At 53.4% G+C, this 16,213-nt stretch carries 8 protein-coding genes and 4 pseudogenes; 7 read left to right on the top strand and 5 right to left on the bottom strand.

Going from position 1 to position 16,213, the window contains the following annotated elements:
- Positions 1-103: 103 nt before the first annotated feature.
- Positions 104-217: pseudogene (locus tag OMK73_RS37855) on the top strand (IS6 family transposase); the annotation flags it as partial.
- A gap of 189 nt (positions 218-406) precedes the next feature.
- On the opposite strand, the gene OMK73_RS37850 reads toward OMK73_RS37855, so the two are convergent.
- Both OMK73_RS37850 and OMK73_RS37845 read right to left on the bottom strand, forming a co-directional pair.
- Entirely contained in the window at positions 407-2,314 is a 1,908-nt protein-coding gene (locus OMK73_RS37850) for a sensor histidine kinase (protein ID WP_267606792.1), read from the bottom strand.
- Positions 2,315-2,516: 202 nt separating this feature from the next.
- Positions 2,517-2,944, bottom strand: a pseudogene (locus OMK73_RS37845) (IS6 family transposase); the annotation flags it as partial.
- Between the two features lie 181 nt (positions 2,945-3,125).
- Between OMK73_RS37845 and OMK73_RS37840 the strand changes: the two are divergent.
- The 5 genes and pseudogenes from OMK73_RS37840 to OMK73_RS37820 form a co-directional block, all read left to right on the top strand.
- A pseudogene (locus OMK73_RS37840) lies at positions 3,126-3,300 on the top strand (IS5/IS1182 family transposase); the annotation flags it as partial.
- 491 nt (positions 3,301-3,791) lie between these two features.
- Positions 3,792-4,433: an RRXRR domain-containing protein gene (locus OMK73_RS37835; protein ID WP_267606791.1), complete on the top strand. Its 642-nt coding sequence runs from the start codon at positions 3,792-3,794 to the stop codon at positions 4,431-4,433.
- Positions 4,434-6,053: 1,620 nt separating this feature from the next.
- Positions 6,054-6,758 carry a response regulator transcription factor gene (locus OMK73_RS37830; protein WP_267606790.1) on the top strand — a complete coding sequence of 235 codons (705 nt, stop codon included), beginning with the start codon at positions 6,054-6,056 and terminating at the stop codon, positions 6,756-6,758.
- A gap of 35 nt (positions 6,759-6,793) precedes the next feature.
- The gene (locus tag OMK73_RS37825) at positions 6,794-8,146 is read left to right on the top strand and encodes a cache domain-containing protein (protein ID WP_267606789.1); all 1,353 of its coding nucleotides are present in this window, start codon (positions 6,794-6,796) and stop codon (positions 8,144-8,146) included.
- Between the two features lie 337 nt (positions 8,147-8,483).
- The gene (locus tag OMK73_RS37820; protein ID WP_267606788.1) at positions 8,484-11,306 is read left to right on the top strand and encodes a sensor histidine kinase; all 2,823 of its coding nucleotides are present in this window, start codon (positions 8,484-8,486) and stop codon (positions 11,304-11,306) included.
- A gap of 283 nt (positions 11,307-11,589) precedes the next feature.
- Here OMK73_RS37820 and OMK73_RS37815 read toward each other — a convergent pair whose 3' ends face one another.
- Both OMK73_RS37815 and OMK73_RS37810 read right to left on the bottom strand, forming a co-directional pair.
- Entirely contained in the window at positions 11,590-11,874 is a 285-nt protein-coding gene (locus OMK73_RS37815; protein WP_267606787.1) for a hypothetical protein, read from the bottom strand.
- 439 nt (positions 11,875-12,313) lie between these two features.
- Positions 12,314-12,478: a hypothetical protein gene (locus OMK73_RS37810; RefSeq protein ID WP_267606786.1), complete on the bottom strand. Its 165-nt coding sequence runs from the start codon at positions 12,476-12,478 to the stop codon at positions 12,314-12,316.
- A gap of 246 nt (positions 12,479-12,724) precedes the next feature.
- Here OMK73_RS37810 and OMK73_RS37805 point away from each other — a divergent pair.
- A pseudogene (locus tag OMK73_RS37805) lies at positions 12,725-14,024 on the top strand (IS4 family transposase).
- A 450-nt stretch (positions 14,025-14,474) separates the two neighbouring features.
- On the opposite strand, the gene OMK73_RS37800 reads toward OMK73_RS37805, so the two are convergent.
- Positions 14,475-16,133: an EAL domain-containing protein gene (locus tag OMK73_RS37800; RefSeq protein ID WP_267606785.1), complete on the bottom strand. Its 1,659-nt coding sequence runs from the start codon at positions 16,131-16,133 to the stop codon at positions 14,475-14,477.
- Positions 16,134-16,213: the final 80 nt, after the last annotated feature.

Below are 16,213 nucleotides of genomic sequence, written 5' to 3'. Positions count from 1 at the left end.
CCTTGCGTCAGTTTAAGCTCAGCAAGGGATTCGTTTTACGGGGGCAAGCTCAATCAGCGCGCGCCCGACCCGCGAATACAGGCGAACTTTCTGGTTGACCGATGCGCTCAAGCGATATCTGCTGCGCGCTTCGCTCTATCGCAAGCAGCTTGCCGCGCGGTTCGACTCGTGGCGTATTTTCACTGGCATCGCCCAAAATTCGTCCACTGCCTTCTGAGTGGCACTCCGCCTGCCGATGTTGCGACCCGCCACCTTCAACATGACAGCGCCGAGTTAACATGAACGCCGACGAAGATTTTTCGCATGTTACGACGGAAAGGCTGGGTTGCAGCTTTATACGTCGCCTTGTCCGCCTGAGGTAACGTAGCCCAGGTCCACGAAATCCCCATTTGCTCTGTCCGGAAGACTATAAGTCAGCGACCGAGGTCAACGGAAGTGTGGCGATGAACGTTGTTCCGTTTCCGTCGTCGTTTCTACGGGCTCGGATGCTGCCCTTATGAAGATCGAGAATGCGCTTGACGATCCAAAGACCCAGCCCGTTTCCTCTGGCGTCATGCCGCTGCCCAGTGCGATAAAATGGTTCGAATATGCGGTCCAATTCTTTTTCATAAACACCGGCACCATAATCGCGAATCTCGATTACGGCGGCTTTTTCAATTTCAGTGACAGAAACCTCGATACTCATGTCGGCCGGCGAATATTTAATAGCGTTGTCGAGAATGTTGGAAATGGCTTGGTACAGAAGATGAGGGTCGCCGATCATCATCAGCGGATCGCCATCGCAATTATTCAGCAGCACCCGTTGACTGGGTAGGTATTGCTGTCTTATCAGTTCCGTGATCAGGGCGCGGATATCGAACGCCGTCATCCGAGGGATGAAATTTCCGATCTTGAGTTGGCTATCCGTCAAATAGCTTTCTATTAGCAGGTCGATGCGCTGCACGACCTCTTTAATCTTTTGACACTTGTCGACGATGTTTAGTGGTGCGCTGGCGCCGAGTCTGATCAGGTTGTCCGCGAGGGCGCAGATGGATGCAATGGGATTGCGGAGTTCATGGGAAAAGATCGCTACAAAGTTCTGCTGGGCCTGTGCTGCCTCGATTTCATGTAAGGCTTTGGCTGCCAATTTTTTTGCTTCTCTATGTTTGTCTGCCAGCGCGAAGGAGAAGAGCAGCATCTCCATGGCGGAACCAATTTGAACAATGTGGACGGTAAATGGATTGACGGGGAGCCAGCCGTAGATGCGCAGACTTGTGACGACCATCCCCACCATTAACAATCCCCAGCCGAAGACAAACCAATAGGCACTACGCTGCCTCAGGAATAGGCAACGCAGGGATCCGCCCGCGATTGAAAAACCCAATAAGGCAAGAGCGGGGGTGATGATCTTCGAAACGAAGTGGTAGGGGAACAGGAGAGCGACCGGCACGAGGAGCGCAAACAGGATCTGCTGGATCCGCAGCAGCCTGTCGACTCCTGGTGCGACTTGTCTGGTGGCCAGAAATCTGCGGCTGAACAGGATGGCGAATAACCCGGAACAACTGCCGCATACGAGGACCGAACGATCGTTCCAATAGGCCGAATCTGGCCACAGGTATTGGCTTCCCAATCCATTGAACGAAAGCATCGTGATGCCGACGCTGATGCACATTGCCACATAGAAGATACTCGCAAGGTCGCGAACAAAGATAAATTTGACGATGTTGTGGAAAAGCAGGCTGAGCAACAGCCCATAGTAAAGGCCGAGGAAGGCGTATTCGTCCCGGCTGTGCTGGCTGAATGCCTGCGGCCGCCAGAGGTGCATAGGGATAGTAAGCGCTCCTTGCGACGCGACACTCACATAGACTGTCTGCGGTCCGTCGCCGCTCAAATACACTGGGAAGAGGAAGCTTCTGCTGGCGATGGGGCGTGCGGTAAAGGGCAGGTGGTCTCCCGAGACCATAGGGGCGGAGTCGGGGACGTAAACTTGAATCCTATCCAGTAGGGGATAGGCGATTTCCAGCAGCCAGTCCCGGGGTATGCCTGGCCTTGGCTTGATGGTGAACCGGAGCCAATAGGTGGAGAGGGAGAAGCTGAAATTGATCTCCGGGCCATCCTTGGATGCCGGGCGGAACCTGGGGGTCTGGGAAGGTGACTCGACGTCCTCGAGTGTAAGTTGGCCGGACGGATCCTCGAGATAGTCAACGACGGGTGCAAGAGTCAGGAAGTCTGTGGTTGCCGTGACTTCTACCGTGCGTGCCAGGACAGGAAGGGACAAGGCCGCCCAGATCACCAAGGTAGCAAGAACATTCACCGCTATTGCATGAGCCAGCACGGCCGGTCGTGAGGACAATGAGTGCACAATTTTACTTAAGTTATGTAACTATTCAGCCCATCCGACTTCAGAAAGGCGAGGGTACGTTGCCAGAGAATGCAAGGGCCAGTGCCTGGAAGAGCGCACGCGGCGCTGTCACGTTGAAGGTGACGGGTCGCAACATCGGCAAGCGGAGTGCTACTCAGAAGGCGGCGGACGGATCCTTCACGAACTTGTGTTTGACCTGCGCGGGCTCGGGGATCTCGGCCTTGGCGGCCGGGTAGCTACGCAATTGGTCCGTGACGATGTTGCGCGGCGCCTCCGGACAAGTTGCCAGCACGCACCTGAAGACGTATTTCGCGGTAGCCTTGTCCCGACGTTTCTGTAGCAAGACGTCGAGTTCGGCGCCGTGCTGATCCACCGCACGCCACAGCAGGTAGGGTCGCCACGCAGCGTGACGAATACCTCGTCGAGATGCCACGTCGTGCCCGGCTTGCGGATCGTCTCGTAGCTGACGATCACGCCGCGCTCGAACAGCAACTCTTTGATGTCTCGCAGGCTGAGCTGAAATCGGAAATACCAGCGCACTGCACAACTGATGACCGCCGCTGGGAAGCGGTAACCGTGATAGAGAGATTTTGATTTCTTCATCGCGCCATCTTACGCGACAGCCCTTGCAACGTGGCAATGCCGATAAAAGCGATCTACAACAGACACAGCCAATCCGACTTCGATAGCGAATCTGATTTAATCAGCGTGGCAGTCATCGCCGAGGGGCTTGGAAACGTTGTCATGTAGGTGCCCAAGAGATGAGTGAGATATGGAGCAATAGATCAGTTTTGCGGAAGCGGAAAGCCACGGCGAGAAGCGCGTGACTCGTCTCCTGCACTTCCTGGACGAGATGGAAAGCGTGGTGCCATGGCAGCGGCTTTTGGCAGCGATTGAGCCGAACTATCCCGAGGGAGTGGTATGGGCTGTCCGACGAAGCACTGGAAGATGCGCTGTACGCGAAGCGTATGCGCTGGCCAGAAAGAACAATGGCGCTCTGGGTATCGACGGGGTGACGTTCGAGGCCATCGAGGCGCAGGGCGTGGAGGCGCTCCTCGATTAAGGCGAGCTGATCGTGCGTGCCTCGTACCGCTACAGGCACGGCGGCGTAGTGCGGGAATACCGCATGCTGCGTGTGACGTGGCGAGTTGGAAACGTGATCATGGTTGCAGGTTTGCGCGCCATCGCGAAAGCGGTGGAATCACCACCGGCGCCTGCCGGTGCGCGCGCCAGTTCTCGCCCCTACCTGCGAGAGACGCTAGGTGTAATCCCTTGGGCCTACTCACCAGACCTCCCGAGAGGGAGGCGTCACCAGCCCGTAAGGGCATCTATCTATTAGGAGAGATTGCCGTGGGAGTTATTGTGTCGGACAAGAGCGGAAAACCGCTCATGCCGTGTAGCGTGAAGCGACCGATATTGCTGCTTGGCCGCAGCGCGCGCGCATCGGCTGATGCCGTTCGCCATTCGGTTGGTGGATCTCCGGCAATCCAATTGCCGCCTGCAAGCGGTGCGCCTCAAACTGGATACGGGCACCAAGGCCATCGGCGTCGCGATCGTGCGTGACGTGGAGTCCGACACCACTGGCTCAGCTCACCATGTCGCTATACTTTCCCTTGCCGAGTTGATTCACCTAGGCATGCAGTTCAGCCTGAGCCTGACTGCTAGCTGGGCGATGCGAGGTGCGCGGCGCGGTCGCATGCGCACTATCGCGCAACTCGCTTCGACAACCGTCGCAAGCCAGAGTGCAGGCTGGCACACCCAGCCTGCAGCACCGCGTCGACACGAGGATGGCATGGGGGCGCAGATTCCTGGCGCGCTGGCGCCGATCACTGCCATCAGCACCGAGTTGGTGCGCTTTGACATTGCAGGCGATGCAAGACCCCGACGTGTGACGCCGCGCGAAATTGAGCATATCGTGGCCCGGGCTGCCGGTGGCTCCGACCGAGCTTTAAATCTGACGCTCGCCAGCGTGCTCAATCGCAAGAAGGCCGCGCGGACCTTGGCAGAGTTCCTGTGCAAAGATCCGGAGCGCTTACAGCGCATCCTGGCCCGGGCGAAAGCGCCACTTCCCGACGCGCGGCCGTCAATATGACGCGCTGGTCCCTGTGCCACGTACTAAGGGCTATTGGTTTGCCGGTTGAGACGGGGTCCGGTGGTCGCACGAAGTACAACCGCCGGTGCCTCGATGTAGCCAAGACGCACGCTATCGACTCAGTCTGCTTTGGGGTCGTGGTGCCCGTCTCGGCGCTTATCAACGCACAAGGCTCACGGCGACGGGATTCCCGCGCAGCTACCTGATGCGTAGCAAGCGAGCATTTGGGTTCCAGACTGGAGAGATGGTGCGAGCCGATGTCCCTACCGGGCAAAAGGTCGGATAACATATTGGCCGGGTGGCCCTCCGCGCCACAGGATCATTCAACATTCAGACCACCTTGGGGGTGGTCCAGGGTATCTCTCACCGCTATTGCAGAATCGTGCAGCGCGGCGACGGATACGGTTACTCTCGTAGCGCAATCTACCAAGGAGAGCGGGCACAGGGGCGACGCTTCGCGTCGCGTGCTATCCCTCCCCGGCCTGAAGGTCGGGGTTTCCCGTGCAAACGGATGAGAACCAAGGTGGGATGGCGAAACGATCCACTATCGATCGCCGCGCGAACCTCGTCGCTCGTCAAGGGCAGGCGCAGGCTAATCGCAATTGTATTTTGCGGCCTATCTTGGGCCAGACTGCCATTGCGATTGCGCACACAAGGTGAATTAACCCAGAAGTACTCGCAATTGCTCAGATATCGGATCACCGATTCGTATGAAATGTGAGTTTATGAACCGTGAGCATGACCACCGCATCTATGCTCGGAATGCTAACCCTTTGTTGTGGGTTGACAATTTTTGAGATCGATGGTCATGGTCACCGAGGCACTTTCCCGATTTTGGCTTAGTCGACTTGGCATATGAGCATTCGCTAGATGTCTTAGGTTTGATCACAACTGTCGGCCTGACAAACGCCTGGTGCGTTCCTATTGCAATGGGTCCAGATGAGGTAATTGGGTGACATAGATCCGCCACAGACATTCAGCTATTGAAGCGCGACGCATTTGCTAGTCGCGGGTAAGTGCGGTGAACCGGAGGCAAGCAATATCAAGATCGACGACAAAAGATACATATGGTTTTCATCTGATTTCATAGTGGCCCGCCAGGTTCGTCGCACATTGTCGGTGGCGACCCTCGATGGATTTCCCGCCGTCCCTAGCGGGAGAGCAAGCTGGGTCTTGCACTCCCTCGCGGTGCAAGTCGGCGTTCGTATTCAGTTGCCGGGTGGGTGGCTGCTGGGATTTTGTCGCAATGTACCTCTAGACCGTTTCACAATTATTTAATATGAATATTGCCCATTCTGGCATTAAGAGTGATCGAAATGCGGTGCCTTTCCCGCAATATGTAACGGACCGCGTTTGGCTTGACTGGCGTCAACCGCCATGGCAACGCTGTCCCCCCCCGCGATCCAGCCGGTGTTGTGGCCCTCCCATTTCTTTCCGCGGCGCCCCCTTGAAGCTCGCGCAGCTTGCGTACATTTTTGGGGGCGATCTTTTCGAAGGGGAGAATTCGGTTCTCTCTCGAAATAAAGAGAAGCAGAACGTCAGCTGCCATACCTTCGGTGAGGTCTTCATTTACGCCACGTCAGCAGTAAATACCTGCTGGATTAATTTTCAGACAGACAAATGGTTAATATAATCTTTCTTGAGGATGAGGAAATTCTCCGGGACGAGATTGCCGAGTATCTCGAATCCTTCGGTAACACGGTTATCTCTGCCGCAACCATTGCTGATTTTCGGGAAATATTCCTTCCCGATATACACAGGATCGTGATACTCGACCTCGGACTCCCCGATGGACAGGGGACCGAAGTTATTTATGAGATTCGCGATCGAGGCTACCAGACCGGCATCATTGTCTGCACCGCTAGGGGAGGATTGCCGGACAGAGTTTCCGGATTGCAGGGCGGCGCCGACTACTACTTGGTAAAACCAATTCAGTTGGAGGAGTTGATGTCGACGGTCAGCACATTACATCGACGAATGACGGCGCAGAAAACAACGATCGTGAGTAGCTGGATCTTAGATGCAACCAACTGGAAACTCATTCCACCGTCATCCAGCAAAGCCATTCCACCCATTGGGTTAAGTGCGCAGGATTTTATCGTCTTGCGAACATTGATCGAGGGGTGCGGGCAACCGGTAACACGCAGACAACTTGTCGCAGCTCTCGGGAGGGATTACCTCGACTATGACCAACGGCGCCTTGATACCCAAATGCGACGATTACGCCGAAAGGTCATCGAGGCGTGTGGTATTGACTTGCCCGTGAAAACAATTCACAGCGTTGGTTACACATTCTCTGCCACCGTCGAGATGCGCAGGGACTAACAAACAATAATTAGAGAATAATAAGCGGGGGAAAGATGGGTGAGAAGATGTCAAGGAAATGGCGGCAGCTGGCCCGGCGGCATGCCGCGTTCACGTGGGTTGTGGTATTTCTTGCTATTGGTATACCGTTAAACATTACATCGGCCTATAATCTATCCAAATATATTATCCATAACTACCTTTCCGAGCAGATGCTCCCGCTAACCGGAGACAATATATATACCGAAATTCAGCGCGATGTTCTCAAGCCGGTGCTAATATCATCGCTCATGGCGCAAGATACCTTCGTACGGGATTGGATATTGGACGGGGAGCGTGATATGGGCTCGATGGTCAAGTACCTTGCCGAAGTAAAGCGCAAATACGGTGCCTTCACCGCATATCTGATATCCGATAGAACTCGCCAGTATTATTATGCCGGTGGTATCTTAAAGAGGCTAAAGGCTGAGGATCCTCACGACACTTGGTACTTTTCGGCGCGGACCATGCAAACACCGTACAGAACCGAGGTGGACAGTGATCAGGCGAACGGCAATATGATGACAATATTTGTCAATTATCGTGTCTACGACTATCGAGGTGAATTCCTTGGTATAACTGGTATTGGACTCGCGCTGGACGCGATGTCGACGATGGTGGCATCTTACCAGCAGAGGTTCCATCGTAATATCTATTTTGTCACACCCAGCGGCGATATTGTATTAACGGGGAAAATATTGTCTGGTGCTGACAGAACGATTCGGGGTCTATACGGTCTGCGCGATATTGCGGATAAAATTCTGCATGGTACCACGACTCCTATTTCTCTCGAATATGAGTCTAACGGTCGTACATTCCTTATTAATTCGCGCTTTCTCCCGGAGCTTGGCTGGTACTTGGTGGTAGAGCAGGATGTCAATGAGGAGCTCGTGACAGCGATTGGTGCGTTGGCACGCAACCTAACAAAAACGACGATACTGGCTCTTGTTTGCCTCGGGGCCTTACTGTTTGCGGTATTGAAAGTGCAAAATGGGTGGCGCCGCCATGCCCAGGGGTATATCCAGGTAGGAGAAGTGAGCTCAGCGGGATTGTCAGCCATTTTGCCAAATCTAATGCGTGAAGCAGAAGACCAAGGCTCTTTCTTGTCACTGATCCATTTGGATATCGATAATTCAGATGACGAGAGCGAGCGACATAACAGCGAAGCGGACGATCAAATTGCGGGGAAGCTTGCCAAGCTAGTCCGAGCGGAAATTCAATCTAATGACCTCCTAGTTCGATGGTGGCGACGTGAATTCCTGATCCTATTGCGAAACTCCGATCTGGTGCAGGCGGTAACGGTCGCCGAAAAAATACGTCAAGCGATCTCAAGCCATCGCTTTCCAAAAATCCGCTTTCCCAGCGAGTGACAGTTAGTTTTGGTGTCGCCCAGTATATTCCAACCGAGCCTTTAGCAAAATTCATTGCTCGCGCAGATATTGCGATGCATGAAGCTAAAAAATGGGGGGCGATTGCGTGAAAACTACAGAACTATAAGAACTAAACCAACCTTGAGAGGGGGCTTTTTGCACCGACTCTTGTGGGGTGCCCGACGGCGGCTGCATTCTTTCGTGCTCTGAGACCAGAGCCTTGCATACGGTCTGCAGTGCCTCCGCGGCGGATCCGATTCCCGATCGCCGGAGGAGATAACACCCATTTATCTCCGGAGAGTGCCTAGCAGATGTATCCTTTGACGACTTTGCCATCATGTTACGGATTATTTTCAACCGAGAAGCTGGTCTCCTCCTTACCATCATTCTCCTTTCAATCGGATTTGGTTTCTATAGCGCTTATCGACATTCAGTGAATGCAAACCTGCAATCCGAGTACATCCAGAAAATCGCGATATTTAACGATGATGATGGCATTCTAACTACGGAGCAGGTCTTCCTTCTGGCCGGATTGTTCCGCCATCGCCAAAATTCAAAGGGTATATCCTATCGGGCTGGAACAACATGGGTGAGCTTTGAACTCGCTCTACAGCCAGGCCAACGGATTGAGGAGTCGTTGATTGAACTCTCCCAGCCGCTCGTGAGCAATATACATCTTTATGCGGTTAGCTATAATGGGCTGTTAGAAGAGCGGCAAGATGGGAGACCGCATGTTCGCGAGTTTGAACATTGGAAGCCAGCTTTGCAGATCGGGACGACTGCCTCGGGATCTTCACGCTTCATGCTACGATTTACGTCTGCATCCTCCGGTCATCTACGGCTAAGGCTTATTCCAGTTGCACAAATCAACTCCCGCTGGTCTGCGGATTCGCTATATTATAGCCTGTTCTTCGCCAGTGGATTGGGATTACTACTCTTCCAGCTTCTATATTGGCGTGGCATGGGTGATCATGCCGTCTCTTCTGTCGTCTTCAATGCCGCTTCGCTGCTAATAATACATGCTTGTCTGCTGGGTTTATTGATGCCGTCGCTTGGCAGCGCGAATTTCTTTTCCCAAACAAGCCCATGTATGCTGTGGCTGATTTGGCAGGCCGTTGCGGCGATAAGTTTCCTGGGGCTTTACGGGCAGATGTCACACTCCACAAGGTACTGGCGATGCTATGCCAGTTTCGCTGTCATTGCATGCGTGCTCGGCATATTAGCGGAACGATCGGGCCATCATGAGACCGAGGAGATGGTCCTGATTCAGACCACCGGAGTTGCTATTCTTCTTTTGCTTCTGAGATCTATCCATTATTTGAGAAGCCGGCGGAGATGGCTAGGATACTTTCTGGTTGCGCACGCTGCCTACAGTTTGATCTTGCTCTCACAGTTTATCGATGTTCCGTTCGTGGGCTCAATGGAGTCCGTCCGTGAGATCGCGTTGGAAGCGATGGCATTGACATACCTGGCGCTCGGCGCCGCTAATCTTGCTCTCTCGCGGCGTATAGGCGAACGCCAGGTCCAACCGGAGCTGGATATTCAAGACAATGCCATAAGCGCAGTGCCAATAGCGAAAGGAAACGCGCTCATATCCTCCCAATTGGATATGCTACGATTTACGTCTGCATCCTCCGGTCATCTACGGCTAAGGCTTATTCCAGTTGCACAAATCAACTCCCGCTGGTCTGCGGATTCGCTATATTATAGCCTGTTCTTCGCCAGTGGATTGGGATTACTACTCTTCCAGCTTCTATATTGGCGTGGCATGGGTGATCATGCCGTCTCTTCTGTCGTCTTCAATGCCGCTTCGCTGCTAATAATACATGCTTGTCTGCTGGGTTTATTGATGCCGTCGCTTGGCAGCGCGAATTTCTTTTCCCAAACAAGCCCATGTATGCTGTGGCTGATTTGGCAGGCCGTTGCGGCGATAAGTTTCCTGGGGCTTTACGGGCAGATGTCACACTCCACAAGGTACTGGCGATGCTATGCCAGTTTCGCTGTCATTGCATGCGTGCTCGGCATATTAGCGGAACGATCGGGCCATCATGAGACCGAGGAGATGGTCCTGATTCAGACCACCGGAGTTGCTATTCTTCTTTTGCTTCTGAGATCTATCCATTATTTGAGAAGCCGGCGGAGATGGCTAGGATACTTTCTGGTTGCGCACGCTGCCTACAGTTTGATCTTGCTCTCACAGTTTATCGATGTTCCGTTCGTGGGCTCAATGGAGTCCGTCCGTGAGATCGCGTTGGAAGCGATGGCATTGACATACCTGGCGCTCGGCGCCGCTAATCTTGCTCTCTCGCGGCGTATAGGCGAACGCCAGGTCCAACCGGAGCTGGATATTCAAGACAATGCCATAAGCGCAGTGCCAATAGCGAAAGGAAACGCGCTCATATCCTCCCAATTGGATATCCGCGAGATCCTGGAGGAGGGCCTGCGGGATCTCGTCGACGAAGTGAATGTCACGTTGCAAGAAGAACGGACCTCCAATCGAGAATATAGAGAACTTGTCGCAATGGTCTCGCATGAGTTTCGCGCCCCCTTGGCGGTGATCGACATCCTCATGCAGAGATTATCCGAGAGTATGGAAGTATTGTCCGTCAAGGATCAGCAGCGACATCAAAATATTCGTGCTGCAGTGCAGCGTATGCGTATCATGATGGATGACTATCTCACGCTAGATCGAGCTAATTCCTTCGACGCGCGCCGATTCGACCGGTGCTCTGTGATTACGTTGCTGCAGGACCTTGTGGCAGAGTGGCCCGAGGACCGAATGTTGCTGGATGTGCCAACGGCTGTTCCACTTTGCTCCTGTGACGTAGAGTTGTTACGGATAGCGATTCGGAATCTGATCGCCAATGCTATACGGCACTCATATCCGGGACGACCAGTTTGCGTCTCGGTCACGCTCAACATAAACGAGGAGCTCGAGATTAGCGTAGTGAATGAGGGAAACCCGATTGCGGAAAATGAGTTACCAATGCTATTTCAAAAGAATTACCGAGGTAGGGAGGGAAAATTGTTCCCCGGATCCGGGCTGGGGCTCTATCTTGTTAGTAAAATCGCGAAACTTCATCGTGGTGCCGTTCAGGCAGAAAGTTATCAAGGAAAAACGAAGTTTACGGTCAAATTTCCGTTGCAACGGGCATCATGATCGCTGTCCGACTCGATTCATTTTTGCGAAATTTTTGTGGTCGGGACAGTTGCGCGGTAATCGGGGTCATCGTACTTTTTGTGCGAATTCTGGCGGATTGCATCGAAAAGGCTATGTAATTCAAAAGCTTGTGTTTAGTGATATATCACAGTTGGTCAGCAACGACTAACCCTTGCTGCGCCAGGCTTTCCAGCCACCGACCGCCAGGTTTTGGAAAAAAGTACGATGACCCCTACTAGGGTGGACCCGAGATTGCGAGTCAAAGAGCGTGCTCAACTCAAGGCTATTCAACTATTATCTGGTCATTCGGAATTTTGAGTGTGCGGGTCGTTTCCCCGTCAGGGAAGGAGACGATCGTGTTCTTGCCGAAGCCGTTGAAGAGCACGACCGTGCCGTCAAATCTTGTATATTCCGCTAGACTTCCGTGCTCCTTTGAGACCAGGTTATTAGGTAACATTAGTGCGTACGGCGATTTGACAAAGATTGCCGGATGCTCCAGCCGGACCTTGGCGAACCGCATGGCTGCATCGAGAATCTGACCAGAAACGCGTCCAAGGAGTAGCGGCATGAGCAGTATTGTTAACATACTGGCCAACTGGGCCCGTCTGAGTCGTTCCGGATCTCCTATTTTCGCGATTTTCTCCTTCTCGTCGTGTGCACGACGGCTTTCTGGACAGATTCAATCTTTTTCAGCTTTTTTCCGGCCGAAAGGTAAATCGAATAGAATAGATATAATCCCAGGGACAGCAGAGGAAGATTCCAGTAGGCAGTGGTTTCCCGCGTCCCAATCGCAACGATTACAGTCAACGCGAATATGGACAGCACGGCACTAACCCACGCAAACGGCGCAAGGTCATATTCAGGTTTCTTTGGATGCCTGCTGAATCGATTGATGCCCCAAGCAAGCAAACCGAAGAGCCTACGGATAACTGGGGAGAAGAATATGCCTAACGAGACAAGGCCAGTAACGAAGAGTGCGTAAACGATACCAAAACACCCAGCGGCCATCAAAAAAGCACTCCGTCGCCGACCGAGAGTTCCTGCGGAAAGTAGCCAATTTCTAAGGAATAGAAAGTGATACAGACGCCGCCGGCAAAGATACCGAGCTTCGATAGCGTGGTCGCGGACTTAGAAAGGTTATCAATATTGTTTTGAAGAAAGAAGTCTGGCACTGTCACAATGGGTTTTTCGCTTAGATTAAAGAGAATCGAAAGGTGATCTATCCGTACCTGTTTGAGGGCATGCGGTTTTACACATCTTTGACACTCCCAAGCGACTGAAGCGCCTACGAAAAACGTTTACTTTCAACGACTTGAAGCGGCACTTGTAAACTCTCTAAGTCTCGCGTTTACTGTCGCATTTTGGGTGACGCGTTGACGATTGAATCGACACACTGGGCAGCGACTGAGTTTGCCCACCTGGATCTCGGTGATGCGCGCCTCGACAAGCGAGCGAGGATGTTGATGGAGCGATTTGCGGCCGATCCGATGGCCAGCGTACCGAAGGCGTGCCACGGCTGGAGCGAGACCATGGGAGCGTATCGCTTCTTTGGCAACGACAGCGTTGACTGGCGCGATATTCTGACGCCGCACTGGCAGCAGACTCAGCAGAGAATGGGGGCTGAACCAGTCGTGCTGTGCTTGCAGGATACAACGGAACTTGATTTTAACGGTCAAGGGGCGACCGGACTGGGGCCGCTTAGCTATGAGGCGCAGCGGGGTATGTATCGCTACCTACGCCGTCACGCCGCAACGCGAACCACTTGGTGTGCTGGACGCATGGATGTGGGCGCGCGAGAAGCGGGATAAATTCGGCAAACGCGGCGGCCCAAAGGAAAGCTTGCGTTGGATTGAAGGTTACGAGCGCATTGCCGAAATGGCCGTGGAGCTGCCCAGCACACGCTTGGTCTACGTCGCTGACCGTGAAGCAGATTTGATGGCGTTGATGCTGCGTACCCAAGAACTCGGTACGCCCGCTGACTGGCTTATTCGTGCTACCCACAATCGCTGCCTGCCGGATGGCGAGAAGCTGTGGCAACGCACGGTCAGCGGCAAGCCCATTGGCGAGATCGCTTTCACAATGGGATCGCGCCATGGCATCAAAGCCCGCACCGTGCGCCAGCAACTCTGGGTGCAACGGGTTGATCTGCCTGCAGGTAAGGGCAAGACGGTCGCGGCGACGAGCATCGTTGCACGTGAGTTTGATGCGCCTGCCGGCGTCAAGCCAATCGAGTGGCGCCTCCTGACAAATCGCAGTGCAGCCGGTCTGGACGATGCGAGAGAGCTTATTGACTGGTACCGCGCGCGCTGGGAGATAGAGACGCTGTTCAACATCCTGAAGAACGCCTGTCGCGTTGAAGCGCTCCAGTTGTCGGCAATAGAACGTCTTGAGCGCGCTTTGGCGTTGTTCATGGTCGTCGCTTGGCGCATAGCGCATCTGATGCGACTCGGACGCACTTGTCCGGATCTGGACGCTGACTTGTTCTTCGACCCGGATGAAATACGAGGCGCCTACCTGCTGACCCGTGTCAAACAGCCTGCCAAGCCAACGCTGAATGAAGTGCTTCGCCTGATTGCACGACTTGGCGGCTTCCTCGGCCGCAAGAGCGATGGCGAGCCCGGCGTGAAGACGATTTGGCTTGGCCTGAAAGAAGTTCATGTCGCTGCGAAGACTTTGCGAGGGTTACGATCCGTCGATGATGGAGACAGTTGTGTATAACCGCATGGTTTGAGGGGCGGAGGCAGATGATCGAGCGGCTTACGGCGGGATTCATACCGTGTCGGTCATGCCTTGCCTTTGCTCGTCCGCTCGTACCGGCCATCGCTCCACTCCCGCCTACCGTGAATCCGTTGCCTTCTCATCGATGCCCGCTACTCGCCAGACGGGTTCCGCTGACGCTTACGTTTCAAGACCTTGACTATGCCAAGCGCCAGTGTCTTTCGGAGCGTCTTCGTCGTCCTGGCCATCGTCGAAGTTGCCAATTATTATCGACAGAATGTTATCGCAATACCTTATCGCGACACCATTGCCCATCGAGCCCAACTCGCTGAGCAGTTTAGCCGCGATAGCACGGCGGCACCGCTGCCGTCTAGTTGCATGTCGCCGCAGGAGGCTTGGCGCTTGGCGCGACAAGATCGTGCAGTGGCAAGCGGCCGGCGGCTAGAGCAATCATCCATACCTGATACTGCTTAGCGATCGCGGCTCTCCGACGTAATAACCCTGGATGTAGTCAATCCCGATCTCCCGCAATGGAGCTAAGAGTGGATCACGGTCAACAAACTCCGCAACGGTTTTCATGTTCAGACGCGCGGCTATCTGGCTGATCGCTGCGACAACGTCTATGGCCACGGGGTCTTGGTCTAGCCGTTGGATAAGAGCCCCATCTATCTTCAAGTAGTCGAGCTCGCCAAGTTCTACTAACCGAATAAGCGATGCGCTCTCGCTCCCAAAGTCGTCCAATGAAAACGAACATCCAATATTTCGTAGCTGAGCTATGAAAGATCGCGCTTCGGCAAAGTCTTTAATCGAAGAAGATTCGGTAATTTCAAAGCATATCTGCTGAGGTTTAATTAATCCTAGATCAAACTCTGTCAGAATTAGTTGAAGGAGCGTTTCGTCACCAAGAGAACTTGCAGATAAATTTATAGATGCGCTGACAAGAGTTCGGGCCAGAGAGTCGCAATAAACCTGTGCTAGACTGGAGAACGCGTGCTTGACGATGAGTCGGTCCAACCTGCCGACCAAGTTGTGATTCTCGGCAGCAGAGATAAGACCGAACGCAGAAATATTCCTACCCTGATCATCAGCTATCCGGCACAGCATCTCGAAGCGGTCTCCGGGCTCCGTCTCGGGCTCGAGTAGAGGAACGATAGGTTGATAGAATAGTTCAATCTTCTCTGTTCGTAGCACGTCACTGACCTGACTGTGAACGTTGGCTCTTTCGTAATGCCGTTGAACTACGATGTCGTTTGGTTCTACGACGTATATGGAAGGTTGGCCATTGCCTCTGGCTATGAGGCTAGCCACGTGAGCGGCGTCCAAGATCGAGCTGGCACCGTACAAAGGAGTGATTTGGACCAGTCCAACGGCAGGTATAAGTTCAAGCGCGCGATCATCCTTTTGATGCTCAAAACTCGATAGAAGCTCTTGAAGGCGAGAGCACCAAGTAAGCGCAATCGCTTGCGTGTCCGCCGAGAACGCAACGCCGAAAGTACTTTCTCCCAACCTGGCCACCACGGATTTACTGATAGCCGAGTAGATTTCTAGAAGTTCAGCAACTCTCTTCATCAATCCATCAAAAGACTCGCCGATAGCTAAAGAATATGTCGCGCCGATCCAGTCGACGTGAATTTCCATAACCCATTGCTCAGGTAGAAGCCGCCGTTTCTCTATCTCACGAATGAAGGCCCTTCGATTGATCAGTCCTGTTAGAGGGTCAATAGAACTTAGATTATAAAGATGACGAGCCATGCGCTCCACTCGGCGTCGGTCGCGTAGCACCAATGCTTGGCTGTTAGCCTCCACAGACGAAGGAAACTCCAAGAACCGGCACGAAACGTGTACCATGCGACCATCGCGTCTCACTAGCACCAAATCGCGCTGTATCGGCGTATTGCGATAAGGCTCTAGAACAACCGGTTTCCCTACTGGATCGTAGAAATGTAGAAATTGGTTGATGATTTTCCCTTGGGCCTCCTGCAGCTTCCAGCCCGTCAAGCGGGATGCCGCAGAGTTCATATGGCTGATTCGACCGGTCGGTCCGAGGATAATGACGCCCTCTCGAATTAACTCTAGAACGCCTGGGTCTACTGAGTGTGCAGCAGTCATTTCATTTTGCGAGAAAGATCGAAGCGGGAGAGAAATATGTCATAGAAGGCGATACGATAGAGCGCCGCAATTATCGTTCT

This window comes from Cupriavidus sp. D39, assembly GCF_026627925.1.
GTDB classification, from domain to species: domain Bacteria; phylum Pseudomonadota; class Gammaproteobacteria; order Burkholderiales; family Burkholderiaceae; genus Cupriavidus; species Cupriavidus ulmosensis.
This window is presented reverse-complemented; position numbering and strand designations above follow the sequence as displayed.